Raw genomic sequence first — 24,727 nt, 5'->3', positions numbered from 1 at the left:
GGCCCGCCGCGAAGGCACCGAGCGCCAGGAAGACGACGGCGTAGATCAGCGTCGAGTCGAACAGCGCGAGCCACTGGCCTTCCCAGCCGCCGAGGTAGAACGCGATCATCTGGATCGCACCACCCAGTGCGGCCAGGCGGACGAACGCGCCGGCGATCAGCGCGACGCCGATCAACACTTGCGTGACCGGCACCACGACGTTGATAACCTCGAGGAGGGCGGCGTTGCCGGCCATGGCAGCGTAGAGACCGCTGACGGGGCTGACCGGATCGACGCCGTGGACCAGGAAGCCGCTGGCATCGAACGGCTCGCCGCTCACGAACGCGAACTTCCCCAGTCCCGCAAACAGCATCATTCCGCCCATCACGAACCGCAGAGCGACGACGAACCACGCCGACAGTNTCGAACGGCTCGCCGCTCACGAACGCGAACTTCCCCAGTCCCGCAAACAGCATCATTCCGCCCATCACGAACCGCAGAGCGACGACGAACCACGCCGACAGTGCGTGGGGGTGTCCTTCGAGCGTTATTCCTCCGAGCCGGCTTTCGAGTCTGTTTCGAGTGTTAGTGGACATGATCGGGTGACCTCTTGTATTTGAACAGAAGGGGCGAACACGATTGAGTGAACACCCTCCATATAACGGGACTGTGACAGTGGTTGTCAGCAGTCGTGTCTCACGAAATTTCGAGAGCGGGGACTCGTGGTGCATGCTACGAGCAGTACGAGTCGACGATTACATCGGTCCCGTCACCGGGTTCGATCAGTCTCGAGAGCCGTTCTTCCCGTCCTCGTACGGATACCGCGCCTGTTCGCCGCAGTCGCAGGTGATCACGACGTGTCCGTCCTGCAGACGCACCCGTGCGTTCCGCCCGGGCCGGAGGTACGCGTCGCAGGCATCGCAGGTGAACCGCCGGAACGTGCGGGGCAACGCGAGTCGGTTTCGCTCGGCGACTCGCCGCGCGAGTTGGACGTAATAACGCGCACGCTCTTGCTCGTCGGCGGCCGCCGCCGCTCGAGCTAGCTCGTGGAGTCGGTCGATCCTGTCTCTTATACACATCTCNGGGGCAACGCGAGTCGGTTTCGCTCGGCGACTCGCCGCGCGAGTTGGACGTAATAACGCGCACGCTCTTGCTCGTCGGCGGCCGCCGCCGCTCGAGCTAGCTCGTGGAGTCGGTCGATCCGTTCGGCGGCGACGCCTTCCGAGCCCATACGGGAGGATTTCGTCGGTTCACCTATTGATGTTGCGTTCACGAGCGACCGGCGAGGGTAGGCCGGTACTCGACGGTACGGTTTTCGAAACTCCGTCGCCATCGAACTCGAGTCCCACGCGCGTACGCCAGGCTTACCTCGGGTAACCGGACCTGACCGACTGTCATTTATGACCTCCGACAAATATCGCACACAATACTGTTATATATCAGAGGATAACAGACGTAACTGAACCGAATGAATTGGAACCCCGCGTCCGCCTCCCCCTCCGACGAGCCGGTCGCACGGCGATCCGTGCTCGCTGCCGCCGCTGCTCTCCCTCTCTCGGTTTCGACGAGCGGTTGCGTTACCCGCGTCCGGAGCGTCGTCGACGACGGCGGCGAACAACTCTCCCTGCGGCTCGGAACCGTACCGACTGACGACGACCGCGGCGCGATCCGGATCGCCCGCCATCTCGAGTCGAACCTCGAGGCTGCCGGGATCGACGTCGCGCTCGATGTCCGTCCGACCTCGGAGTTTCTGGAAGCGGCCCTCTTCGATCACGAATTCGACCTGTTCATCGATCGCTATCCCCTGACCGACGCCGGACGCGACCCCGATTTCCTCTACGAAGCCCTCCACTCACAGTTCGCCACGGCTGCCGGTCGTCAGAATCCGTTCGGGATCACCGATGTCGATCTGGATCGCGCGCTCGAAACCCAGCGCCGGACCGACGGCACGACGCGACGGGAAGCCGTCGCGTCGGTGCTCGAGTACGTCGCCGAGCGAAAGCCGTTCGAGCCGATCTGTCGGCCCACCGAGCACCGTCTCGCCCGTACGGATCGACTCGACGGCCCGGGCGACCGGTTTCTCGGTACCGGAACCGGAGCCGAATACCTCGGGCTCGAGCCAACAGCCGAAGTAGGCGGCGACAGCGGGAACACAACGGACGGTGAACGGGGAGACCTGGGAGACGAGCATCTGGAAGCGCTTCTCCTCGATTCGCGCCCGTCACGGAACCTCAACCCCCTCGCTGCGACGATGCGTAACCGGGACAGCATGGTCGGGCTCCTCTACGATTCGCTCGGTACTTTCGACCGCGAGCACGGAAAGATTCGCCCGTGGCTCGCGGCGTCCTGGGAGTGGCAACGAGAGGAGAACGAGGCTTCTGAGCCGCGGACGACGGCCAGGATATCGCTCCGAGACGACGCCAGCTTCCACGACGGCGAGCCCGTTACAGCGACCGACGTAGCCTTCACCTACCGCTTTTTGGCGGATACCGCCCTCGGGCGCGCGCCGGTGGACTCTCCAGCGCCGCGGTACGCAGGCCGGATCGCCGCGCTCGAGGACCCCGAAACCGACATCGAGGTCCACAGCGAGACCGACATAGCGATTACGGTGGCAGCAGCACCCGAAGCCGCCCGGCGGATCGCCACCGTTCCGATCCTTCCGGCCCACGTCTGGGCCGAGCGTCTCGAGGGGTACGGGCTCGACATCGACATCGGCATCGGCATCGGCATCGACACGGACGTGGATGCCGACTCGGACCCATCTGGGACCCGAGAGGGAGACGCCACCGAAGCCGAGGACGCGAACGGCGCTGCAAACGAGGCCGACGAGGACCCCGACGTAATCTCCGCTCGGCAGGGTCGGTGGGGTCCGGTTACCGCCGACATCGATCCAGTTGGGAGCGGACCGTACCGTCTCGTGGACCGCGCCGAGCGCGACCACGTCACGCTCGAGCGCCACGATGGCCATTTCTCGCTCGCGTCGGCGACGGGGCCGGAGTCCGACCCCGAATCGGAACCGAGGAGAGGGGACAGCAACCTCCCGGTTCCCGCGTTCGCGGAACTACGATTCGACATCGACCCGAACAGTCCGTCCTCGATCGAACGGGTCGCCGACGGCGACGCCGACCTGACCGCCTCGATGCTCGAGCCCGCAGCTCTCGAGCGGATGCCCGACGACGCCGTACGGTTCGGTCCGGACACGGACCAGGCGACCGGGCCGAACGACGACACACCGGCGCTTGGCCACCTCGAAGTCCCCTCTCCGTCGTTTTACTATCTCGGGTTCAACACTCGCGAAGGGCCGGTCGGAAACGTTCACTTCCGCAACGCCGTCGCGCAGTTGCTGGACAAGGCGTGGATCGTCGAAACGATCTTCCGGAACGAAGCCGAGCCGATCGCGACCCCGGTAGTCGACGACTGGATTCCAGACGGGTCCGGACTCGCCTGGGACGGCACGGACCCCATCTCGCCGTATCCCGGCGACGCTGGCGGGAACGGCCGACTCGAGAGCCCGGACGCTCGAGCGCCGTTCGAGGAACGCGGGTTCCAGTACGACGACGCGGGACGACTACTGGGGAGATACTGATCGAACGCGAGCGCGCTATTTCCGGCTATGTTTACTGAAATACTGGGTCGCGTCGCCGTCGTGATCGTCTTTTTGCTTCCGATCTCGGTAGTGGCCCTCGTCGGACGGGATCGTCTGTCGGCTCTCCGCCGCGAGTGGCGGGACCGCCTTCGGGTCAGTTGGCCGATCGTGACCGTCCTGATCGCCGTTCTCCTGCTCAACCGCGTCATGCGGTGGTCGGCACGGCGAATTACCGACCGGGTCGGAATTCATATGACGGAGACGTTCTACGGACTCGAAGGAGAGTTCATCCTCGTCTTTCAGTCGCTCGAGGCCCCAGCAGTGACGACGTACTTCACGCTGATCTACGTGTACGGCTATACGTTCATGCTGTTGTTCCCGGTCGTCGCCTACTTCGCGCTGTCCGATACGCGTCCGTTCCGACGACTCCTGGCCGCGTACGCGCTGAACTACGCGATCGGGCTCGTCTTCTACCTGGTCGTGATCGCGCTCGGGCCGCGTAACGTGATGCCCGACGTGCTCGGGCAGACGATGCTGTACGATACCAGTCCGGAGTACCAGCACCTCACTCGAGAGGTCAACCGGGCCACGAACGTCTTCCCGTCGCTGCACACCTCGCTGTCCGCGACCGTCGCCGTCTTCGCCTACTGGACCCGAGACGAGTACCCACGGTGGGCCCCGGTCGCGGTAGTCCTCGCGCTTTCGGTCTGGATCTCGACGATGTACCTCGGCTTACACTGGGCGATCGATGTCCTCGCTGGGCTCGTCCTCGCGGGTGTCTGTGTCGGACTTTCGCAACTGCTCGTCGGCCGGTGGTCGGTGACCGACGCGCTCGAGCGACTGGACCGTTGAGCCTCGGGCCGTTGCCGGACCAGCGGTTGCGTAACAGCGCAATACTGTTATACCCCCACTGTCGAAGAGTGACAAACGCTACAGTGATGTCGGGGTCCCCCTCCAGCGAGTCCGCCGGGCCGTCCAGTTGCGCACCCGGCGGCGGAACGACTCGTCGCGCGATGCTTACTACGGCCGGCCTGGGCGTGACAATCGGGACGGCAGGCTGCGTTCGCGAGGTTCGAAACGCCGTCAACCGCGACGGACGCGACCGACTCTCGCTGACGATCACTACCCTACCCGCCGACGGCGACCGCGAGAGCATCCAGCTCGCTCGCACCGTCCGAGACACACTCGAGGCGGTCGGGATCGATGCTTCGCTCGCGATACTCTCCCACGAGGAGTTCCTACGGGCGATTCTGACAAACCACGAGTTCGACGCCTACGTCGGCCGATATCCGGGCGGCTCCGATCCGGCGTACCTGTACGAGACGCTCCACTCCCAGTACGCCGACGAGAGCGGCTGGCAGAACCCGTTCGGAGTCACCTCCCTGGCGCTGGACGACGTCCTCGAGCGACAGCGCCGGGCCGACGGGCAGCAGCGACGGGAGGCCGTCGAGGAGACCGTCGAGACGTTCGCCGCCGAACAGCCGTTCGTCCCGATCTGTGCCCCGGACGAGTACCGTCTCGTCAGGACCGACCGATTCGACGGCTGGGGGGAGCGACATCCGGGGACGGCGCAGGGCTACCTCGGACTCGAGATGGTCGGGGAGTCGTCCGACGAGGAGGGGGACGGAGACGGAGACGGAGATAGAGATAGAGACGGGGACGAGGACAAAGTGGCCCGACTTCGAGCCGCTCACACCGACCCGCGCCCGTCACAGAACCTCAACCCGCTGTCGGCCGAATACCGTCACCGCGGGCTGGTCACCGGACTGCTGTACGATTCGTTCGCAGTCGATCCGGACGTGATCGGCCCGCTCGAGGACGGCGGGAACGACGGCGCGAATACGAGGCAAGCCAACGACGGGAACGGCGGGGACGACGAGGCGGACGAACTCACCACCGGGATCGACCTCCACCCCTGGCTCGCCGAAAGCTGGGAGTGGGAACGAAACGACGACGCTCTCGTGCTCTCCGTTCGGCTCCGTGACGACGTTCGATTCCACGACGGCGAACCTCTGACGGCCGACGATGTCGAATTCACGTACCGGTTTCTCGCCGACACGACGCTCGGGGCGGACGGAATTCCAGCTCCGTCGCCGCGCCACCGCGGGGCGATCGCCGGACTCGAGGCCGTCGAGGGAAGCGAGGACGGCCATCGTGTCGAACTTCGATTCGACGCGGGCAGTGGAACGGCCGCTGCCGCACGGGCACTGACCGTTCCGATCCTCCCCAAACACGTCTGGCGCGACCGCTCGACGCCCGCGGACGTGACCGGCGTCCGGATCGCGGAGGGAACGACCGACGCCCTCGTCGTGGACAACGTTCCGGCGGTCGGGAGCGGTCCGTTCGCGTTCGCCGACCGGACCGATCGGGAGCACGTCACCCTCGAGCGCTCCGACGACCACTTCTCGGTCCGGCCGGGCCTCGATCTCCCGGAACCGACGGTCTCGGAAGTCCAGATCGCGATCGATCCCCGCAGCACGTCCGCAATCGAACTCGTGGCCGGCGACGACGCCGACGTGACCACGACGACCCTCGAGAGCTACGTCATCGACGACGTCCTCGAGATCGCCGACGGAAACGACGACCTCGAGGTACTCGAGTCGCCGCCACGGACGTTCTACCACCTCGGATTCAACGCGCGCACGGCACCGTTCACCAACCCGCGGTTTCGCCGAACGGTCGCTCGGCTGATCGACAAAGCGTGGATCGTCGAGGACATCTTCGACGGGTACGCGACTCCGGTATCGTCGCCGGTCGCCTCGGAGTGGGTGCCAGACGAACTGGCCTGGGACGACGACGATCCCGCGACGCCGTTTCTCGGCACCGACGGTACCGGCGACATCGACATCGACGCAGCCCGATCGGCCTTCGAAGCTGCCGGGTTCGACTACGACGCGAACGGGCGACTCCGCACCCGGGAGGGGAACTGATGCTCGTTCGAGTCCTCGTTCAGTTGACCGTCGTCGTCGCGCTCTCGTTGCTCGTCTCGACTGCCGTCTTCGTCGGTCGATACCGACTCCGGGACACGCGCCTCGAGTGGCGGGACCGAGTGCGGGCGGCAGCGCCGATCACGGTCGTTCTCGCGGTCGTCTTGCTCTTCAACAGCGTCGCCAGACAGACCGTTCCGGAGCTGTCGTGGATGATCGGCTATCGGTGGACCGAGACCCCGATCTACGACCTCGAGGGCGAATTCATCCTCTGGTTGCAGGCCCAGGCGACGCCGGAACTGACGGCGTACTTCTCGTTTATCTACATCTACGGCTACGTGTTCCTGCTCGTCTTCCCGCTCGTCGCCTACTTCGCGCTCTCGAACACCCGCCCGTTGCGGGAACTGCTGACGGCGTACACGTTGAACTACGCGCTTGGATTGCTCTGTTACGTCTTCGTGATCGCCTACGGGCCGCGAAACGTGATGCCGGAACTCGTCGATGCGCTGCTGTACGACACGTATCCACAGTACCAGCACCTCACCCGGCAGGTCAACCGGAACACGAACGTCTTCCCGTCGCTACATACCTCGCTTGCCGCGACCGTCGGCTTCCTCGCCTATCGGACCCGTCGAGTCTACCCGAAGTGGGCCGTCGTCGCCGGTTTCCTCTCGCTCTCGGTCGCGATCTCGACCATGTACCTTGGTATCCACTGGGTGATCGACGTCCTCGCGGGGATCGGACTGGCCTTCGTCAGCGTCTTCCTGGCCGGCCACCTCGTCGGTCAGTGGTCGGTGTGGGACTGGCTCGAGAACCGAGTCTCGTTCCGGTAGTAAGTCGTATTCGGCGTCCGGCTCTCGGTCGTGCAGTTCTCCGAGGATGGGTCGGAATCCGGGAGGGGCGCGAACGAAATGGAGACTACGGCGACGGACCTGACCGGCCCGTGGAGCTCGATCGGCCCCACTCGAGTCGTGCAGACGAGGGGCACTACCCGCTCGAACGGAGCCGGAACTACTGGTCAGTATCGAGAGAAAAGGCCGTCGTAACTCAGTCGTCCTCGAGGGCGTCCGCGATCCGCTTGAGCGCACGGGTCTGATCGCGCATCTCGTCTCGGAGCTGTCGCACTTCGCGGACGAGTTCTTCGTTGCTTTCGTCCTGACCGCCACGGCCGCCCGGTCCGCCGGGGCCACCGGGACCGCCGCCCATCATGCCGCCCATCATCTGGGCGAACGGGTTGCCACCGCCCATCCCGCCGGGGCCGCCACCGCCGCCGCCGAACGGACTCTCGGGAGCCTCGCCCTCCTCGCCTTCTTCGGCGCGTTTTTCACGAATCTCCTCGACGCGCTCGCGGAAGGACTTTTCCTCACTGTCGCTGTCGCTGGCGTCTCCGTCTCCGTTCTCGCCGGATCCGGCTTCGTGTTCGTCCGTCATACCCTCGCGTTCTTGACCGCCGGGGAAAAGGATTGCCATGTCTCGAGTCGCCAACGTGCAGGGTCGCTCCAGGAGAGCCGTCCGAGGACGGAACCGTCATCGTGGCCGTGCGCCCAAACGAAAACTGCTCTCTATAGTACCAACTGCAACGATGTGCACACTGATCGCCGATCCGTCTGCCGAGCAGGTGCGCACTGACTTGCAGTGGCTACTGTAGACGCTCCGAGACGCCATTCTACGGCCATCGAGCCACCATCCGGCCCCTGCGAGAGACAAAGCTTGGCTTTATCAGTCAGGAGAGCTTCGGTCGAGGTATGCAAGGAAACCTGCCGCCGGAAGCACAGGAGAAAATCGAACAGCTTCAGGACCTTCAGGAGACCGCCCAGGAGGTCGCCGTCCAGAAACAGGAGACCGAATCCAACCTCACTGAGGCCCAGAACGCCCTGACCGAACTCGAGAACATCGAGGACGAGACCACGATGTACCGTCAGGTCGGCGAACTGCTCGTCGAAACCGACTACGACGAGGCCGAAGAGGACCTCGAAGACAAGGTCGACTCCCTCGAGCTCCGCCTCGAGACTCTCGAGAAACAGGAAGACCGCGTTCAGGAGCAGTTCGAGGACCTCCAGGACGAACTCGAGGACCTGCTGGGCGGTGCTGGCGGCATGGGCGGCCCCGCGGGTCCGGGCGGACCGGGCGCGGGCGGCGCGTAAGTCGACGACTCCCTTCGTAGCACTACAATGCCATCAGATACGGAATCGGACGCCGAGACAGCCCCCGAAGAGCCGTCCGACGAGACCGTCGTCCAGACGGCATCCGACGCCGCGGAAGGGCTGATCTTCTCCCGATACAAACAGTCCGAGGTCCGGGATTACGACGTGACGATCACCTTCGAGGACGGCGTCCTCGAGGTCGACGTCTATCTCAACGCCCCCGACGAGGAGGGTGGGCCGGACCCGGATCAGGTTGCGGACGACGCCGCGCTGGCCGCGCGGCAGGCGGTCGACGAACTGTTCGGCGAGTGACGGACTGTTCATCGGCCATCGGCCATTGGTCGTCGGCCGTCGGCCGTCGGTCGTTGACCGGCCGCGCTTTTCCGCTATCCACGTCGTCAACTGCTGGACCGTATCCGACAACCGTTCTCGGACACAACAATTTAGTACCGGGTCGATGAATCGTTTCGCGAGGACGATGGAGACCTCTTCTCACTAAGTCGGGAGCCGTTTGCTCTGTCCGTCTTCGGGCACAGTCGCGGAGACGCCCGACTCACTCGAGAGACCCGGCCCACCAGTCGCCGCTGACAGTCGGTGTGCGAACCGTTTCAGCTCGTACTACAGCCACGTCGCTACGGGGCCGGGACGCGTATCGACGATCGACAGCCATGCAAGCACCGAATACACAGCCATGTCACGACTACGGAACGGAACCGAACGGAGACGAACGGTCGTCGCGACGCGAGCGTCGACCAGCCCCGACGCCACCGATCCCGCAGATACGGACGAGATCAGTGCGCTCGTCCGCGCGGCGGGCGACGAGGTCGTCGGCGAAGTAACCCAGTCCGGCCCGGCCGATTCGGGCAGCTACCTCGGCAGCGGAAAAGTCGCCGAACTCACCGATCTCGTCGCCGATGTCGAGGCCCGCCGTCTCGTCGTCGACGATCACCTTACGCCGAGTCAACACCGCACGCTCGAGTCAGCAATGCCCGACGGGACGGCAGTGCTGGACCGCTACCGACTCGTGCTCGATATCTTCGAGGCAGGCGCGGGATCGCGACGGGCAAAGCTACAAGTCGAACTCGCGCGCCTGCGGTACGACCTCCCGCGGGTGATCGAGTCCGCCGACGAGGGGCTGCTCAACCAGATGACCGAGAAAGGCTCCCGAGTGTACGACCTGCGGGACCGGATTGATCGACTCGAGCGGACACTCGACGAGCTGCCCGATCCCGCCGAGCAGTACCGAGAGCGCCGCCGCGAGGAAGGGTTCGATCTCGTCACGATCGCCGGCTACACGAACGCCGGGAAGTCGACGCTGTTGCACCACCTCGCGGACGATCTCTCGCTTTCCGACGCGGACTCGAATGGGGAAACGGGCGACGCCAGCACGGAAAAAGATGCCACCGCCGCAGTCGGAAATCGCCTCTTCGAGACGCTCGAGACGACGACTCGCCGGACGACCATCGCGGATCGACCCGTCCTGGCGACGGATACCGTCGGATTGGTCGACGACCTTCCCCACGACATCGTCGAATCGTTCAGTGCGACGCTGTCGGAGGCTGGCGCGGCAGATGTCGTCGTGCTCGTGACCGACGCGAGCGATTCCGAGACGTGTTTTTGCGAGCGCCTCGCGGTCTCGCTCGAGACGCTGGCCACACAGGGAGTCGAGGACGACCGGATCGTCCCCGCGTTGAACAAGGTGGACCGACTCTCGCCCGACGAGCGCAGCCGTCGTCGACGACTCGCTGCGGAGCGGTTGCCGGACGATGCGGCCTCCCCGATCCCGATCAGCGTCCTCGAGGGTCGGAACCTCGACGCGCTTCGGGAGACCGTCGCCGATCGACTGCCCGCCGAACGGGCGACGCTCCGGCTTCCGAACTGCGACGAGACGATGTCGCTCGTCTCGCGAGCGTACGACCGGACCGACGTGGAGTCGGTCGAGTACGACGGCGACGCGGTGACCGTCGTCTGTCGGGGACGACCATCGGTCCTCGAGCAGTTACGAGCCACAGCTTCGAGAATCGGTGTCGACTGACTCCTGAACGATTCGTCTCGCGCAATATACGAGTCGGTACGATGGTGTCGCGAAGAGAAGAGGGACGGACGGAGCAAACCGGTCTCCGTTCAGGCGGACTCGCAGATCTCGAGGAAGTTCTCGAAGATTTCGTCGCCTTCCTCGGTGTGGGCGACTTCGGGGTGCCACTGGACGCCGTAGAGGTCACGATCGGTGTCGCTCATCGCTTCGACGTCGCAGACGTCGCTTTTGGCGGTTAGTTCGAACCCCTCCGGGAGCTCTTTGACCTCGTCCGCGTGGCTCGCCCAGACGCGGGTTTCGGGGTGGAGCGAGCCGGTCAGGGGATCGTCCTCGTCGACGACGTCGACGGTGACGTCGGCGTAGCCGCCGTACTCGCCGCCACCGACGCGACCGTCCAGTTCCTCGGCGATCAGTTGCATTCCGAGACAGATGCCGAGGACGGGGATGTCGGCGGTGAGATAGTCTGCCGACTTCCCGATCCGGTCCATGTCGGGTCCACCGGAGAGAACGACGCCGTCGGCGTCGACGTCTTCGGGCGGCGTCTCGTTGTCGATCAGTTCCGTGTCGACGCCGAGGTCGCGAAGCGCTCGCTGCTCTAAGTGCGTGAACTGCCCGTGGTTGTCCACCACGACGATTCTCGTCATTGCAGGGCTATAGCCAGTCACCCGGTAAAAACGACCCGGAACAGTATCGACGCGATACCGAGCCGAGTACCGGCTGACCGACGGTCGTCGCGGACGACGTTACTGCCCGTAGGACTCGAACTGCTCGAGTACCGTCTCGAGTTGTGCATCCGACAGCGTCTGTGGCTCCAGCCCCGCGGATCGGCTCTCGAGGTAAAGCCGCGCGAGGCTTTCGACGTGATGGGTGTTCTCGAGCGCGGTCGGGAGGTCGGGCGCGGTGACGACGAGGCCGTGGTTCTCGATGAGTGCGGCGGTCGAGTCGGCCTCGTCCATCGCGGCGACGATGTTCGCCGCGAGGTCGTCGGTGCCGTAGGGTGCATACTCCGCGACCGGGACGCCTTTGCCGACCGCGACGATCATGTAGTGAATCGGTGGTAGCGGTTCGTTCGCGACGGCAAGCGCGGTGGCCCACGGCGAGTGGGTGTGGACGATCGCACCCACGTCCTCGCGGCGATAGATCGCCGTGTGCATCGGCACTTCACTGCTCGGTGTCATCTCGCCGGCGAGTTGCTCACCCTCGGCGTCGATGCCGACAACCGGCACGTCCTCGGGATCGAACGCGTCGTAGGGGACGCCAGTTGGGGTGATCGCGAAGGCGTCGCCCGGGTCATTGTCACTGTCACTGTCACTGTTACTGTTACTGTCATTGCCGTCGTCACCCTCACGCTTGCCACGAACGCTCAGGTTCCCCGTCCGCCCCGGGGTAAGATCGGCCAGCTCGGCCGCGTGATCGACGACGGCCCGCCGTTCCGTCTCGAGGAGTTCCGGTTCGGTCATACCAGATCGATTACCGTCTCGAGGCTATCTATCCTGTGGTCGGGCTCCCGTCGACCCTCGAGTGACGCCGGATCGTCGACATCCCCGTTGAACAGCACGGTCTCGATCCCGACCGCGTTCGCGCCGACGATATCCGAGGAGACGGAGTTGCCGACCATCACGACCTCCGAGGCGCGGCGATCGAGTCGGGCCAGCGGGAGAGTGAACATCACCGAGTCGGGCTTCTCTCGGCCGACCTCCTCGGAAGTCAACAGCAGATCGACGTGATCGCCGATGCCGAGCCGTTCGAGTTTCCGGAGCTGTATCCGGGTCGTGAGGTTCGTTACGATGGCGACGTCGATACCACGGTCCCGAAGCGTCTCGAGCGTCCCACGGGTACCGGGAAACGGCTCCATCGCCTCGAGGAACCCCTCCCAGTACGCATCTCCGAGCGCGAGCGCATCGGCCGGCTGCGGGCTTCCCGTGTGGTCCTCGAGGGCGTGCTTGAAATACAGCAGGCGCTCGTGAGAGGCCGCGGTCCCCGAGAGGTGACGCTTGACCTCCTCGCGTCCGGTCTGGTAGAACGCCTCGAATTCGTCGGCAGCGAACTCGTAACCTCGCTCTTGAGTTGCTTCTCTGGCGGCTTCCTTTCCCGCTCGGTTACACGACGGGTACGGGTAGAGCGTGTCGTCGAGATCGAACAGGACGGCGCTGGTCATAGTAGGGCGTCGACCGGAACGGAAAAACGAGTATCGGTCCCGGGACCCTGGCCCCGGCGTTCGTTCCCGTCCGGACCACGGGATCGGAAACTCGTGGTGAACGGTTCCCGGTTCCGGTACGTTTATGCGTCAGTCGCCGGAGAATACGCGTATGACAGTCGATCTCAGCGAGTTCAACCACCCGTCCTGGATCACCGCAGGCGGGATGCTCATCGGTTACGTCCTGATCCTCGTCGTACTGACGGTGGCGCTGTTTGTTCTCCCGTGGCTCGTCTTTACCGCACTGTAGCTGAACGGCCGGGAAGACGGCGTTGCACGGGCAGTATTCGAGGCGTTTCTCTTTCCGAGTGAGTTCCAGCGCCGAACTCCGATACCCCACTGGACCCCGTCTCGCCGGTCGCTCGGCGCGACGAACATCTGGGCGCTGGGACGAGAGAACCGGTCCGAAAGAGCGAGACAAAGACGAAGAAGTCGACCTCCCGTATAGACGGACGGATCAGGCAAACGTCTTGGAGACGGACTCGGCGTCGTCGGAGTCGGCCTGCACTTTGTCCCAGGCGTTGTAGAAGTCCTCCGTCCGAATCTCCGTGCGGTCGTCGCGAATGGCGAACATGCCGGCTTCGGTACAGACGGCCTTGATGTCCGCACCGGAGGCGTCCTCGACTTCCTCGGCCAGATCGGCGAAGTCGACCTCGTCGCTGACGTTCATGCCGCGGGTATGAATCTCGAAGATGAGTTCGCGACCCTCCTTGCTCGGCTTGGGTACTTCGATGAGGCGATCGAAGCGCCCGGGACGGAGAATCGCGCGGTCGAGCATGTCAAAGCGGTTCGTCGCCGCGATGATACGGATCTCGCCACGCTCCTCGAAGCCGTCCATTTCCGAGAGCAACTGCATCATCGTCCGCTGGACCTCGGCGTCGCCGGAGGTCTTCGACTCGGTCCGCTTGGCGGCGATGGCGTCGATCTCGTCGATGAAGATCACGGCAGGTTCGTGCTCGCGGGCGACCTTGAACAGGTCTCGGACGAGTTTTGCACCCTCGCCGATGAACTTGTGGACCAGTTCCGAGCCGGCCATCTTGATGAAGGTCGCGTCGGTCTGGTTGGCGACGGCCTTCGCGAGCATCGTCTTCCCGGTCCCCGGCGGGCCGTACAGGAGCACGCCGCTTGGCGGGTCGATCCCGACGTCGTCGAACATGTCGGGGTTCTCCAGGGGCATCTCGACGGTCTCGCGGACCTCCTGCATCTGTTCCTCGAGACCGCCGATGTCCTCGTAGCTGACGTCGGGGCTCTCGGTGACCTCCATCACGCGTGCGCGGACATCGGTCTCGCTCGAGAGGCTCTTGACGATCGACAGCGAGTTGTTGACCGCCACCCGATCGTCGGGCTCGAGCTCCTCGCGCATCTCCTCGGTGACCTCGGTCAGGGCCTCCTGGTTGTTCCCGTGCTGTTTGATGATGACGCCCTCGCCCGTGATCTCCTGGATGGTGGCGACGAACAGCGGGGACTGCTTGAGTTTCTTGTTCTCGTGGGTCAGCCGCTCGAGTTTCTGCTGGTACTTGTTGTTCTCGGCGTTCGCGTCGAGGAGCTTGTCACGCATCTCCTCGTTTTGGGCCTCGAGGACCTCCAGCCGTTCCTCGAGGGCCTGTATCTTTTCCTGTTGGGACGCCTCGTCCTCGTCGTACGGGAGGTCGACGTCGTCCACAGTGTCGGTCATCATCGTTGCTTTGGGGGTTGGCTCATAAGAGACTTCGGGTCAGCCAGCCTCCGCACGAAATAACCGAGAGGCATTAGATGAAAGAGAAAATATTATCACTCTGTATTCGATATGGATACGTGATGAGTGCATCAGAGTCCGTTCGACACGGAACCGACGACGCGGACGATCGCGGAACGTGGGAGGACGTACGCGATCTCCCACCAAGCGCCAAGCTGGTCGCGAAAGTGCTCGAGTACAACGACACGATGACCCAACAGCAGATCGCCGAGGAGACGCTTCTGCCCGCGCGGACGGTCCGGTACGCCCTGAACCGGCTCGACGAGGAGAACGTCGTCGACTCTCGGTTTTCGTTCTCCGACGCTCGCAAGCGCCTCTACACTCTCGATATCGACTGTTAACTCTCCTGCGCGAGCCGTCGTTTCGTTTTACTTTCAGTCCGGTCGGGGAACTCCTTTACGGAACGACCCCGAACGGCCCGTAGACAGAGATGACGCGGGTGATACACACGGGCGACACCCACATCGGGTACCAACAGTACAACGCGCCCGAGCGACGACGGGACTTCCTCGAGGCCTTCGAGGCCGTGATCGAGGACGCGATCGCGGACGACGTCGACGCGGTGATCCACGCCGGCGACCTCTTTCATGACCGCCGGCCGACCCTGGTCGACCTCCAGGGGACCGTCGACGTGCTCCGTCGGCTCGCGGACGCCGACATCGAGTTCCTGGCCGTCGTCGGCAACCACGAAGGCAAACGCGACGCCCAGTGGCTCGACCTGTTTGCTGATCTGGGACTGGCAACGCGGCTGGGAACCGAGCCCGAACTCGTCGGCGATGTCGCCGTCTACGGGCTGGATTTCGTCCCGCGGTCGCGTCGCGAGGACCTCGAGTACCACTTCGCTGCCCCGCCGGCGGCCGCCGAGTACGTGACCCTCGTGAGTCACGGGCTGTTCGAACCGTTCGCCCACGCCGACTGGGACACCGAGCGGCTGCTCGCGGAGTCGACCGTGGAGTTCGACGCCGTCCTGCTCGGTGACAACCACCACCCCGACACCGCCGAACTGAACGACACCTGGGTAACCTACTGTGGCTCGACTGAACGCGCCAGCGCGAGCGAGCGCGAGGACCGGGGCTACAACCTCGTCACGTTCGATGTCGACGAAGACGACCGCGGGGTCGGCATCAGCCGCCGCGGACTCCCGACCCGCGAGTTCGTCTTCGTCGACATCGAACTCGAGGCAGGCGAGGGGATCGACCGCGTCCAAGAACGGGTCCGCCAGCACGACCTCACGGATGCGGTCGTCATCGTCACGATCGAGGGCGAAGGAACGCCCATCACGCCCGCCGCGATCGAGGAGCTGGCGATCGACCGCGGGGCGCTCGTCGCACGGGTCAACGACCGCCGCGAGCTCCCGGACGAAGACGAAGAGGTTTCGGTGAGCTTCGCGGACCCCGACGAGGCCGTCCGCGAACGGATTCGCGATCTGGGGCTGAGCGACGCGGCCCTCGAGATCGACGAGACGGTCCGGGACGGCGATCTCCCTGATTCGAACGTTCGGGAGTCGGTCGAGCGCCGAGTCCGCGAACTCCTCGAGGACGACGAGTCGGCGTTCTCTCCCGCCCCGGAGCGTGAACCCGACGACGAGGACGTGACGACGGTCGCCGACGAGTTATCGACGGAATCCGCGGAGCCATCGGAAGACGGCGACAAGGAGGTTGTCGACTCCGAGCCCGCGGCCGGGTCGGACGGCGGGCAGAGCGACGACCAGGAAGCGTCGACGGACGACTCGGATGGCGAACCCGTCTCGCTGGGTGATTTCGAATGAGGGTCGATCGAATCCGGCTGCGGAACTTCAAGTGCTACGGCGACGCCGACCTCTCGCTCGACCGCGGCGTCACCGTCGTCCACGGTGTCAACGGCAGCGGCAAGTCGACGTTGCTCGAGGCCGTCTTCTTCGCGCTGTACGGGTCGAAAGCACTCGACGACCGCACGTTAGACGACGTGATCACCACCGGCGAGGAGGAGGCCGAAGTCGAACTGTGGTTTACCCACGACGGCCGGGACTATCACGTCGAACGCCGACTGAAGCTCCGTGGCGACCGTGCGACGACGACCAATTGCGTCCTCGAGACGCCGTCTGCGACGGTCGAGGGGGCCCGCGACGTCCGCCACGAGGTGACCGAGCTCCTGCGGATGGACGCCGAGGCGTTCGTCAACTGCGCGTACGTCCGCCAAGGCGAAGTCAACAAGCTCATCCACGCCTCGCCGAGTGACCGCCAGGACATGATCGACGACCTGTTGCAACTGGGTGCACTCGAGGAGTACCGGGAGCGAGCGAGCGACGCCAGACTCGGCGTCAAGTCGGTGTTGGACGCCCAGCGCGAGGTACTCGAGGACGTACGCACGCAGGTCGAGCGGAAGGAGGAATCGAACCTCCACGAACGGCTGAACGATCTCGAGTCCCGACGTGCCGAGCTCTCCGATCGGATCGGTCACTTCGAGGACCAGCGGGAAGAGGCTCGAAACACCCTGGAGACGGCCGAGGACGTGCTCGAGCGTCACCAGGAGACGCGCGAAGAGATCGACACGCTCGAGGAGGAACTCGAGGAGCTACGAACGAAGATTTCCGAGACCGAACGGGAACGTGAAGACGCCGGGGAAGCGATCCGCCAACTCGAGGCCGAACGCGAGGAACTCGCCGAGGAGCGCCAGCAGTTGCTGACCGACATCGGGGCCAGTGACGATTCCGATATCGACCTGGACCTAGACTCGACCCTCGACACCGGTATCGACGCCGACGAGATCGAAACGGCGATCGACTCCCTCGAGAACCGGGACGACGACCTCCGTGACGCACTCGAAGACGTTCGCGTCGCGATCGAACGAAAGAGCGACGAACTCGAGCGGCTCCGCGAGGAGGCAGACGACCTCGAGAGCGAGGCCGAGACAAAACGCGAGGAGGCCGACGACCTCGAAGAGACGGTGGCCGAAGACGAAGCGGCGATCGAGGACCGCGAGGAAAAGCTCGACGAACTCGAGGCCGAGATCGAGAGCGCCCGCGAGGCGTTCGACGACGCCACGATCGCGTTCGGCGAGGCCGACTCACACCTCGAGGACCTCGAGCGCGAGCGCGAGGAGTTGACCGACGAGATCGGTGACCTCACCGCCGACATCAGAACGGTCGAGAACGCCATCGACGAAGGCGAGCGGCTGCTCGAGGAAGGCAAGTGTCCCGAGTGTGGTCAGCCGGTCGAAGACTCCCCTCACGTCGACGTCCTCGACGAGAAACGCGAGGAACGCGACGATCTCGAGGCCCGTCTCGAGGAGATCGAGGCCGAACGCGACGATCTCGACGAGCGTATCGACGAGGCCGAGCAGCTTCGCGAAACCGAGCGACGGGTCGACCGCCTCGAAAACAACCGCGACAACGTCGAGCAACTGCTGGCCCAGAAACGCGAGACGATCGCCGACCGCCGCGGCCAGCGTGACACACTGCGTGAGGACGCCGACGATCTCGAGACCGAAGCCGAATCGAAACGCGAGGCTGCCGACGACCTCGAAGACGAGATCGACGAGAAACGATCGAAGCTGGGAGCGATCAATACGAAGCGAAGCGCGATCAAGGACGTCCTCGAGTCGCTGGGGCGGGTCGTCGATATCGACGACGAACGCGAGGAACTCGCCGGCGAAATCGAGACCCGCCGCGAGCGCCGCGCGGATTGGCGGGAGATGAACGAGGAACGGCGTGAAACGCTCTCGGACAAGCGCGAGCGCAAACGCGATCTCGAGGACGAGTTCGACGAAGACCGGATCGAAACGGCCCGCGAAGACAAGCAAAACGCCGAGGCCTACATCGAACAAGTCGACGCGAAACTCGAGGAACTCGAGACCGAGCGCGACGACGTACAGGGCAAGATCGGCGGCGTCGAGGCCGAGATAGCGGAACTCGAGCGACTTCGGGAGCGACTGGAGACACTCGAGCAACGGTGTGAACGGCTCGAGTCGCTGTACGACGAGGCCGAGACGCTGCAAACGACCTACGGCGAGTTGCGGTCGGACCTGCGCCAGCGCAACGTCGAAACCCTGGAACGACTGCTCAACGAGACGTTCGAGCTGGTCTACCAGAACGACTCCTACGCCTCGATCGAACTCGACGGCGACTACCGGCTGACGGTCTACCAGAAAGACGGCGAAGCTCTCGAGCCGGAACAGCTATCGGGCGGCGAGCGGGCGCTGTTCAACCTCAGTCTACGCTGTGCGATCTATCGGCTGCTCGCGGAGGGCGTGGAGGGAACGGCACCGATGCCGCCGCTTATTCTCGACGAACCGACGGTCTTTCTCGACTCGGGCCACGTCACGCAACTGGTCTCGCTGGTCGAGTCGATGCGCGATCTCGGCGTCGAACAGATCGTCGTCGTCAGCCACGACGAAGAACTGGTCGGGGCAGCGGACTCGCTGGTCCGCGTCGAGAAGGACGCCACCTCGAACCGGTCGCGACTCGAGCGCGGCGAGCCACCAGAGTCGGAGTTGCTCGCGTCGGACTGAGTCACGAGGCCGTCGAAATCCCGGTGACCGACGCGCTCGTCGACTCTCGCTGTCTTACTCCCCCGTCGCTGCGCAGTCGTCGGCATCTGCCGGGTTCGTACTTGCGNCGTCGACTCTCGCTGTCTTACTCCCCCGTCGCTGCGCAGTCGTCGGCATCTGCCGGGTTCGTACTTGCGTCTTCGTCCTGGTCGGCATCGTCCCGCGCCGGCCGTATCGTCTCGAGGGCGCGACGACAGTCGTCGGTGACGCGGTAGCCACGCTCCGTCGCCACGCCGTGTTCGAGTTCGGTCTCTTCCAAGAGCCCGGCGGCGGTGAGAACGGTTAGCCGACCGTGCAGATCGCTTTCGCAGAGGTCGTAGCTGTCAAGCAACGTGCGAATCCCGAGCGGCCCTCGGTCGGCCAGTTCGATCAGGAGCCCGAGTGTCTCCTCGTCGTGGACGTTTCCGAGCAGCGTCCGGACGGGTTCGTCCACCGTTGCGGCCGCCGTCTCGAGGCCGGATCGATCGACGAACTCGAGTCGGTCGTTTCGGACGTAACACTCGTCGCCCGTTTCGGGGTCGCGAACGAGGCTCGCGCTCTCGGATCGTTTGAGAAGCAGGTAGCGATTGCCGCGGTCGTCTCGAACTGTTTTCATGGGTCGTGGGTCGTCTTCTCCTGGTCGGTCGGTTCTTGATCGGTCGTTTTCCCGTCTCCGTCGGCTTCGACCTGATCGTGACCGTCGTACGCCCGGTAGCGACGGATGGCGAACCCAAGGAGGACGAGGGCACCGGCGATCAGGTAGCTGCCGTGTGTCGTCCGCCCTTCGAAGAGAATCAACATGACGCCGAGAGAAAGGGCCAGGACCACAGCGTTGACCACGAGAACCAGCGCCCAGAAGGTCTTCGCGAGGTCCGACGGAACGTCCATTTCGTCGGTCGTTACCTCCGGCACCGACGGGTCTTCCCAGGGTTCGCTGTTCGTCTCCACGTCGATCTCCGGAATGGTCAAGGAGTCGCTGTCCGGGTCCCGGAACTCGGCTTCCGGATCGTACTCCTCGGGTTCTTCCGGTTCGTGGTCGCTCCGGTCGAGTACCACGGTCGTCAGGAAGGCGACCGGGAAGAAAAGGATTCGCGTTCGCGTTCGCGCTCGTGTCGTGTTCGACTCGGACCTCAGGCGAGATCCTCGAGCGTGAGAGTCCGGGAAGTCTCCATCCACGCAAGCGGGTTTTCGGCGTCGTAGAAGACGACGCCGTCTTCGGTCTCGTAGGATTCGATCGTCTCGGTTCCTGCGGGCTCGTTGCTCGGTTCACGTCGATCCGTCGTTTTGTCGTCGTTCACACGGGCGGACACGTCAATCACCTCGTATTATGCTATGTGTTACCACATTATATGTCTTATTGCAGCCGCAGTATCTGGGCGGGGCGGTACGGTCGTCAGTCGGACGGCAACCGGCGTCGATAGCGACGGATTGCGGGGGTTTTTATTTGACGCCTGCAAAGCCGAATACCATGACTGAGGCGGGCCAGACCGGACTCGCGGAGTTTTCGTCCCCAGCGGAGTCCGAAGACCGGCCGGACGAAGAGGCGATGGCCGTCGCCGGCGACGGCGGCGACGCGGCCGAGGTGATCGACGTCGTCGAGGAGACTCTCCCCGAACCCGAAGGCGAGCTCGAGCTCGCCGTGATGCAGGTCGACTACACGGTCGCGGGGTACGGCGACGAAGAGCGCCCGATTATCCACGTCTTCGGGCGAACTCCAGGGGGTGACCTCGAGCACGTGCAGGTCGTCGGCTTCCGTCCGTACTTTTATGCACCGACCGAGTCGCTCGAGCGCCCGCCCGAGGAGGAGTACGATCGCCTGACGGGAAGCCGCGAGCACGACCGGAACGACGAGCCCTACGAGAGCATCCGCGGGGAGCGACTCACGAAAATATTCGGGCAAACACCCCGCGACGTCGGCCAGGTACGAGACGACTTCGAACACTACGAGGCGGACATCCTGTTCCCCAACCGATTCTTGATCGACAAGGACGTCCGTAGCGGCCTGCGAGTCCCCGAGCGCCGCGCTGAGGACGACTCGCTCGTCGTCCCCCACGACGAGATCGAGGCGGCGGCGGTCGATGCGGACCCGCGGATCTGTACCTTCGACATCGAGGTCGACGATCGCTCCGGTTTCCCGGAGGACGGCGAGGAGCCGATCGTCTGTCTTACGAGCCACGATTCGTACCGCGACGAGTACATCATGTGGCTCTACGAGGCCCCGATCGGTGACGGCGAAATTCCAGCAGAGATCGCCGACTACGACCCGATCGAGGGTGAGATCGATCACGAGGTACGGGCCTTCGAGGAGGAAGAAGCGATGCTCGAGGCCTTCGTCGACTACGTCGCTGAGACCGATCCAGACGTCCTCACGGGGTGGAACTTCGAGGATTTCGACGCGCCGTACTTCCTGGATCGACTCGAGGAGCTCCAGGGACCGCACGACTACGACTTAGAGATCGATCGGCTCTCCCGTGTCGACGAGGTCTGGCGAAGCAACTGGGGTGGCCCCGATGTCAAGGGACGGGTCGTCTTCGACCTCCTCTATGGCTACCAGCGGATGGTCTTCTCCGAACTCGACTCCTACCGGCTCGATGCGGTCGGCGAGGCGGAACTCGGCGTCGGCAAGGAGCGCTACGCCGGGGACATCGGCGATCTCTGGGAAGACGATCCGACGCAACTGCTCGAGTACAACCTCCGGGACGTGGAACTCTGTGTCGAACTCGACCGCCAGCAGGAGATCATCGCCTTCTGGGACGAAGTACGCTCGTTCGTCGGCTGCAAACTCGAGGACGCGCCGACGCCCGGCGACGCGGTCGACATGTACGTTCTCCACCAGGCACACGGCGAGTTCGCGCTCCCCTCGAAAGGCCAACAGGAGGGCGGCGAGGAGTACGAGGGCGGTGCCGTCTTCGAGCCGATTACGGGTGTCAAGGAGAACGTCACCGTACTCGACCTGAAGTCGCTGTACCCGATGTGTATGGTAACGATCAACGCCAGCCCGGAGACGAAAGTCGATCCCGAGACCTACGACGGTGAGACCTACGAAGCGCCTACCGGGACCCACTTCCGAAAGGAGCCGGACGGCGTGAACCGCCAGATGATCGAGGAGTTGCTCGCAGAGCGTGAGGAGAAGAAGTCCCTGCGCGACGAACACGAGCCCGGATCGCCGGAGTACGAGCAGTACGACCGCCAGCAGGGTGCAGTGAAGGTCATTATGAACTCACTGTACGGCGTCTCGGGCTGGGAGCAGTTCCGTCTCTACGACAAGGAGGCCGCCTCTGCGATCACTGCCACCGGCCGCGACGTGATCGAATTCACCGAAACTGCTGCAACGGAACTCGAGTATCAAGTTACGTACGGCGACACCGACAGCGTGATGCTCGAGTTAGGGCCCACGGTCTCGAAAGAGGAAGCGATCGAGACCTCCTTCGAGATCGAGGAACACATCAACGACCGCTACGACGACTTCGCACGCGAAGAGCTGAACGCGGAGTCACACCGGTTCCAGATCGAGTTCGAGAAGCTCTACCGGCGGTTCTTCCAGGCGGGAAAGAAGAAACGCTACGCCGGCCACATCACCTGGAAAGAGGGGAAAGACGTCGACACGATCGACATCGTCGGCTTCGAGTACCAGCGGTCGGATATCGCGCCGATCACCAAAGACGTCCAGCACCGGGTCATCGAGATGATCGTCAAGGAAGGCGACGTCGAGGGGGCAAAGGAGTACGTCAACAGCGTCATCGAGGACGTACTCGCCGGCGAGATGAGCCTCGAGGAGATCGCCATTCCGGGTGGAATCGGCAAGCGGCTGGACAACTACGACACGGACACGGCACAGGTCCGTGGGGCGAAATACGCAAACCTCCTGCTCGATACCAACTTCCAGCGTGGGAGCAAACCCAAACGGCTCTACCTCGAACGGGTCGACCCCGCGTTCTTCCGTCGGGTAGAAGGCGAAGATGGGTTCGATCCCCAGCGTGACCCGCTCTACGGCGCGTTCAAGCGCGATCCGGACGTTATCTGCTTCGAGTACGAAGACCAGATTCCCGAAGAGTTCGAGATCGATTCCGACAAAATGCTCGAGAAGACCCTGAAAGGACCGATCGAGCGCATTCTCGAGGCGCTCGATGTCTCCTGGGAAGAGGTCAAAAGCGGTCAGGAGCAGACTGGACTGGACAGCTTCATGTAGCCGTTCGGGAGCCTCGCCCCACCACACGAAACCGAATCCGATTACACTACTTCGATCTCACCGGTCTAGATTTTCCGCTTTGCCGTGATGCCGGTAGCTCGATCGACCACGATGCTTCTCTTGGACTCGTTGTCCGTCGTACACTCTCGAGAGCGGTGGATGACTACTTGGGGACGAAACCGACGTACGAACGGTTTTTATACTCTCGGCCGAATTGATTCCCGAATCACGGCCCCTGACGGGGGACGAGTACAATCGTAGTTCCGTATTCAAAAAATTATTTTGTGGATGGAATACCGTATCCAATTGGATACGAAACCGTTATCAGTCATACGACCCTCCGTTCAGGTGACAGAGTACTATGGCACGTCTCGAACTGAGCAACCTGCACGCTGAAGTGGCAGAAGGCGACGAGAAGATCCTCGAGGGCGTCAATCTCGAGGTCGAGTCGGGCGAGATCCACGCCCTGATGGGGCCGAACGGATCGGGGAAGTCGACGACCGCCAAGGTCGTCGCCGGACACCCCGCCTACGAGGTAACTGAAGGCGAGGTTCTCCTGCACCTCGAAGACGACGAGTTCGACGGAGTCGAGATCGACGAGGACCAGCGAACCTGGGACCTGCTCGACTTGGAACCTAACGAACGCGCCGCACTCGGGATCTTCCTCGGCTTCCAGTACCCGGCCGAGATCGAAGGCGTCACGATGACGAACTTCCTGCGAACGGCGCTGAACGCCAAGCTCGAAGAACGCGAGGAGCTCTTCGAGGAGGAAGACGACGAAGACGAAACGGAAGAAGAAGACGGCTTCGAATCCTCGCCGATGGAAGGCCCCGCAGACGAGGGCGAGATCGGCGTCGCCGAGTTCCAGGAAATCCTCCAGGAGAAGATGGAACAGCTGGACATGGACGAGAAGTTCGCCCAGCGTTATCTCAACGCCGGCTTCTCCGGCGGCGAGAAGAAGCAAAACGAAGTGTTGCAGGCCGCCATCCTCGAGCCGTCGGTCGCCGTCCTCGACGAGATCGACTCCGGGCTCGACATCGACCGCCTGCAGGACGTTTCGAACGGGATCAATGCCCTGCGCGACGAACAGGGCACCGGTATCCTCCAGATCACCCACTACCAGCGCATCCTCGATTACGTCGAGCCCGATCACGTCCACGTGATGCTCGACGGACAGATCGCAAAGAGCGGTGGCCCCGAGCTCGCCGAGGAGCTCGAGGACAAGGGGTACGACTGGGTCCGTGAAGAGGTCTACGGCACCGCGTAACCGTATTCGGCTAGAAGAACGGTAATAACCCTACAGCCGTAACCAGATACACAATTACATTATGAGTTCCGAACAAGATCACCTCAAAGAAACCGACACCGAAGCGCGGTTCGAGTTCAAGAAAGAACAGAACGCCGCGGTCAAATCCGAGAAGGGCCTGAC

Annotated in this window: 22 protein-coding genes and 1 pseudogene; 13 read left to right on the top strand and 10 right to left on the bottom strand. The window is 63.8% G+C overall.

Features of this window, described 5'->3' with window-relative positions; translation table 11 throughout:
• Together C446_RS20390 and C446_RS13320 are read right to left on the bottom strand one after the other, a co-directional pair.
• Positions 1-575: pseudogene (locus tag C446_RS20390) on the bottom strand (hypothetical protein); the annotation flags it as partial.
• Between the two features lie 186 nt (positions 576-761).
• A complete protein-coding gene (locus C446_RS13320; protein WP_006673644.1) occupies positions 762-1,058 on the bottom strand; it encodes a ribonuclease P protein component 4 in 297 nt (98 codons plus the stop codon).
• Between the two features lie 389 nt (positions 1,059-1,447).
• On the opposite strand from C446_RS13320, the gene C446_RS13315 reads away from it, so the two are divergent.
• The 4 genes from C446_RS13315 to C446_RS13300 all read left to right on the top strand — a co-directional run bounded on the left by C446_RS13315 (position 1,448) and on the right by C446_RS13300 (position 7,325).
• Positions 1,448-3,565, top strand: coding sequence for an ABC transporter substrate-binding protein (locus C446_RS13315; protein WP_006673642.1), 2,118 nt, complete (start codon positions 1,448-1,450; stop codon positions 3,563-3,565).
• A gap of 27 nt (positions 3,566-3,592) precedes the next feature.
• Positions 3,593-4,417: a phosphatase PAP2 family protein gene (locus tag C446_RS13310; protein ID WP_006673641.1), complete on the top strand. Its 825-nt coding sequence runs from the start codon at positions 3,593-3,595 to the stop codon at positions 4,415-4,417.
• A gap of 161 nt (positions 4,418-4,578) precedes the next feature.
• A complete protein-coding gene (locus C446_RS13305) occupies positions 4,579-6,495 on the top strand; it encodes an ABC transporter substrate-binding protein (RefSeq protein ID WP_006673640.1) in 1,917 nt (638 codons plus the stop codon).
• Positions 6,495-7,325 carry a phosphatase PAP2 family protein gene (locus tag C446_RS13300; RefSeq protein WP_006673639.1) on the top strand — a complete coding sequence of 277 codons (831 nt, stop codon included), beginning with the start codon at positions 6,495-6,497 and terminating at the stop codon, positions 7,323-7,325. Before C446_RS13305 ends, C446_RS13300 begins: the two co-directional genes overlap by 1 nt.
• Positions 7,326-7,539: 214 nt before the next feature.
• Here the strand turns inward: C446_RS13300 and C446_RS13295 are convergent, their stop codons facing one another.
• Positions 7,540-7,962, bottom strand: a complete 423-nt coding sequence (locus C446_RS13295; RefSeq protein WP_006673638.1) for a hypothetical protein — start codon at positions 7,960-7,962, stop codon at positions 7,540-7,542.
• Positions 7,963-8,237: 275 nt separating this feature from the next.
• Here C446_RS13295 and C446_RS13290 point away from each other — a divergent pair, with 275 nt between their 5' ends.
• The 3 genes from C446_RS13290 (at position 8,238) to hflX (ending at position 10,671) form a co-directional block, all read left to right on the top strand.
• Entirely contained in the window at positions 8,238-8,636 is a 399-nt protein-coding gene (locus tag C446_RS13290; protein ID WP_006673637.1) for a prefoldin subunit beta, read from the top strand.
• A gap of 27 nt (positions 8,637-8,663) precedes the next feature.
• A complete protein-coding gene (locus C446_RS13285; RefSeq protein WP_006673636.1) occupies positions 8,664-8,948 on the top strand; it encodes a hypothetical protein in 285 nt (94 codons plus the stop codon).
• Positions 8,949-9,327: 379 nt separating this feature from the next.
• Positions 9,328-10,671 carry a GTPase HflX gene (gene hflX, locus C446_RS13280; RefSeq protein WP_006673635.1) on the top strand — a complete coding sequence of 448 codons (1,344 nt, stop codon included), beginning with the start codon at positions 9,328-9,330 and terminating at the stop codon, positions 10,669-10,671.
• An 89-nt stretch (positions 10,672-10,760) separates the two neighbouring features.
• On the opposite strand, the gene C446_RS13275 is transcribed toward hflX, so the two are convergent.
• The 3 genes from C446_RS13275 to C446_RS13265 form a co-directional block, all read right to left on the bottom strand.
• Positions 10,761-11,315 carry a GMP synthase subunit A gene (locus C446_RS13275; protein ID WP_006673634.1) on the bottom strand — a complete coding sequence of 185 codons (555 nt, stop codon included), beginning with the start codon at positions 11,313-11,315 and terminating at the stop codon, positions 10,761-10,763.
• 99 nt (positions 11,316-11,414) lie between these two features.
• Complete coding sequence (locus C446_RS13270) at positions 11,415-12,131, bottom strand: class II aldolase/adducin family protein (RefSeq protein ID WP_006673633.1); 717 nt, start codon at positions 12,129-12,131, stop codon at positions 11,415-11,417.
• Entirely contained in the window at positions 12,128-12,829 is a 702-nt protein-coding gene (locus C446_RS13265) for an HAD family hydrolase (RefSeq protein WP_006673632.1), read from the bottom strand. The genes C446_RS13270 and C446_RS13265 overlap by 4 nt, the downstream gene beginning before the upstream one ends.
• 151 nt (positions 12,830-12,980) lie before the next feature.
• Here C446_RS13265 and C446_RS19365 point away from each other — a divergent pair, with 151 nt between their 5' ends.
• On the top strand, positions 12,981-13,118 hold the full coding sequence (locus C446_RS19365) for a hypothetical protein (protein ID WP_169331367.1): 138 nt from the start codon (positions 12,981-12,983) through the stop codon (positions 13,116-13,118).
• A gap of 207 nt (positions 13,119-13,325) precedes the next feature.
• Here C446_RS19365 and pan1 read toward each other — a convergent pair whose 3' ends face one another.
• Positions 13,326-14,543 carry a proteasome-activating nucleotidase Pan1 gene (gene pan1, locus C446_RS13260; RefSeq protein ID WP_006673630.1) on the bottom strand — a complete coding sequence of 406 codons (1,218 nt, stop codon included), beginning with the start codon at positions 14,541-14,543 and terminating at the stop codon, positions 13,326-13,328.
• 122 nt (positions 14,544-14,665) lie between these two features.
• On the opposite strand from pan1, the gene C446_RS13255 reads away from it, so the two are divergent.
• The 3 genes from C446_RS13255 (at position 14,666) to rad50 (ending at position 19,091) form a co-directional block, all read left to right on the top strand.
• A complete protein-coding gene (locus C446_RS13255; RefSeq protein WP_006673629.1) occupies positions 14,666-14,944 on the top strand; it encodes a MarR family transcriptional regulator in 279 nt (92 codons plus the stop codon).
• 89 nt (positions 14,945-15,033) lie between these two features.
• On the top strand, positions 15,034-16,371 hold the full coding sequence (gene mre11, locus C446_RS13250) for a DNA double-strand break repair protein Mre11 (protein WP_006673628.1): 1,338 nt from the start codon (positions 15,034-15,036) through the stop codon (positions 16,369-16,371).
• Complete coding sequence (gene rad50 / locus C446_RS13245) at positions 16,368-19,091, top strand: DNA double-strand break repair ATPase Rad50 (RefSeq protein WP_006673627.1); 2,724 nt, start codon at positions 16,368-16,370, stop codon at positions 19,089-19,091. The genes mre11 and rad50 overlap by 4 nt, the downstream gene beginning before the upstream one ends.
• Positions 19,092-19,215: 124 nt before the next feature.
• On the opposite strand, the gene C446_RS13240 is transcribed toward rad50, so the two are convergent.
• The 3 genes from C446_RS13240 to C446_RS13230 form a co-directional block, all read right to left on the bottom strand.
• Positions 19,216-19,725, bottom strand: a complete 510-nt coding sequence (locus tag C446_RS13240) for a DUF7346 family protein (protein ID WP_006673626.1) — start codon at positions 19,723-19,725, stop codon at positions 19,216-19,218.
• Positions 19,722-20,165: a DUF7322 domain-containing protein gene (locus C446_RS13235; protein WP_006673625.1), complete on the bottom strand. Its 444-nt coding sequence runs from the start codon at positions 20,163-20,165 to the stop codon at positions 19,722-19,724. The genes C446_RS13240 and C446_RS13235 overlap by 4 nt, the downstream gene beginning before the upstream one ends.
• A gap of 74 nt (positions 20,166-20,239) precedes the next feature.
• The gene (locus C446_RS13230) at positions 20,240-20,428 is read right to left on the bottom strand and encodes a DUF7331 family protein (RefSeq protein WP_049920231.1); all 189 of its coding nucleotides are present in this window, start codon (positions 20,426-20,428) and stop codon (positions 20,240-20,242) included.
• A gap of 149 nt (positions 20,429-20,577) precedes the next feature.
• Between C446_RS13230 and C446_RS13225 the strand changes: the two genes are divergently transcribed.
• Entirely contained in the window at positions 20,578-23,298 is a 2,721-nt protein-coding gene (locus tag C446_RS13225; protein ID WP_006673623.1) for a DNA-directed DNA polymerase, read from the top strand.
• Between the two features lie 361 nt (positions 23,299-23,659).
• Positions 23,660-24,565, top strand: a complete 906-nt coding sequence (locus C446_RS13220; protein ID WP_006673622.1) for an ABC transporter ATP-binding protein — start codon at positions 23,660-23,662, stop codon at positions 24,563-24,565.
• Positions 24,566-24,727: the final 162 nt, after the last annotated feature.

This window comes from Halobiforma nitratireducens JCM 10879, from assembly GCF_000337895.1.
Classification (GTDB): domain Archaea; phylum Halobacteriota; class Halobacteria; order Halobacteriales; family Natrialbaceae; genus Natronobacterium; species Natronobacterium nitratireducens.
Note: the sequence above shows the minus strand (reverse complement) of the source record. Positions and strands in the feature narration are given on the sequence as shown.

Coding starts and splice junctions, on each gene's coding strand:
- C446_RS13320 (WP_006673644.1), bottom strand. CDS start 1,058: ATGTGTATAAGAGACAGGATCGACCGACTCCACGAGCTAGCTCGAGCG.
- C446_RS13315 (WP_006673642.1), top strand. CDS start 1,448: ATGAATTGGAACCCCGCGTCCGCCTCCCCCTCCGACGAGCCGGTCGCA.
- C446_RS13310 (WP_006673641.1), top strand. CDS start 3,593: ATGTTTACTGAAATACTGGGTCGCGTCGCCGTCGTGATCGTCTTTTTG.
- C446_RS13305 (WP_006673640.1), top strand. CDS start 4,579: ATGCTTACTACGGCCGGCCTGGGCGTGACAATCGGGACGGCAGGCTGC.
- C446_RS13300 (WP_006673639.1), top strand. CDS start 6,495: ATGCTCGTTCGAGTCCTCGTTCAGTTGACCGTCGTCGTCGCGCTCTCG.
- C446_RS13295 (WP_006673638.1), bottom strand. CDS start 7,962: ATGGCAATCCTTTTCCCCGGCGGTCAAGAACGCGAGGGTATGACGGAC.
- C446_RS13290 (WP_006673637.1), top strand. CDS start 8,238: ATGCAAGGAAACCTGCCGCCGGAAGCACAGGAGAAAATCGAACAGCTT.
- C446_RS13285 (WP_006673636.1), top strand. CDS start 8,664: ATGCCATCAGATACGGAATCGGACGCCGAGACAGCCCCCGAAGAGCCG.
- hflX (WP_006673635.1), top strand. CDS start 9,328: ATGTCACGACTACGGAACGGAACCGAACGGAGACGAACGGTCGTCGCG.
- C446_RS13275 (WP_006673634.1), bottom strand. CDS start 11,315: ATGACGAGAATCGTCGTGGTGGACAACCACGGGCAGTTCACGCACTTA.
- C446_RS13270 (WP_006673633.1), bottom strand. CDS start 12,131: ATGACCGAACCGGAACTCCTCGAGACGGAACGGCGGGCCGTCGTCGAT.
- C446_RS13265 (WP_006673632.1), bottom strand. CDS start 12,829: ATGACCAGCGCCGTCCTGTTCGATCTCGACGACACGCTCTACCCGTAC.
- C446_RS19365 (WP_169331367.1), top strand. CDS start 12,981: ATGACAGTCGATCTCAGCGAGTTCAACCACCCGTCCTGGATCACCGCA.
- pan1 (WP_006673630.1), bottom strand. CDS start 14,543: ATGACCGACACTGTGGACGACGTCGACCTCCCGTACGACGAGGACGAG.
- C446_RS13255 (WP_006673629.1), top strand. CDS start 14,666: ATGAGTGCATCAGAGTCCGTTCGACACGGAACCGACGACGCGGACGAT.
- mre11 (WP_006673628.1), top strand. CDS start 15,034: ATGACGCGGGTGATACACACGGGCGACACCCACATCGGGTACCAACAG.
- rad50 (WP_006673627.1), top strand. CDS start 16,368: ATGAGGGTCGATCGAATCCGGCTGCGGAACTTCAAGTGCTACGGCGAC.
- C446_RS13240 (WP_006673626.1), bottom strand. CDS start 19,725: ATGAAAACAGTTCGAGACGACCGCGGCAATCGCTACCTGCTTCTCAAA.
- C446_RS13225 (WP_006673623.1), top strand. CDS start 20,578: ATGACTGAGGCGGGCCAGACCGGACTCGCGGAGTTTTCGTCCCCAGCG.
- C446_RS13220 (WP_006673622.1), top strand. CDS start 23,660: ATGGCACGTCTCGAACTGAGCAACCTGCACGCTGAAGTGGCAGAAGGC.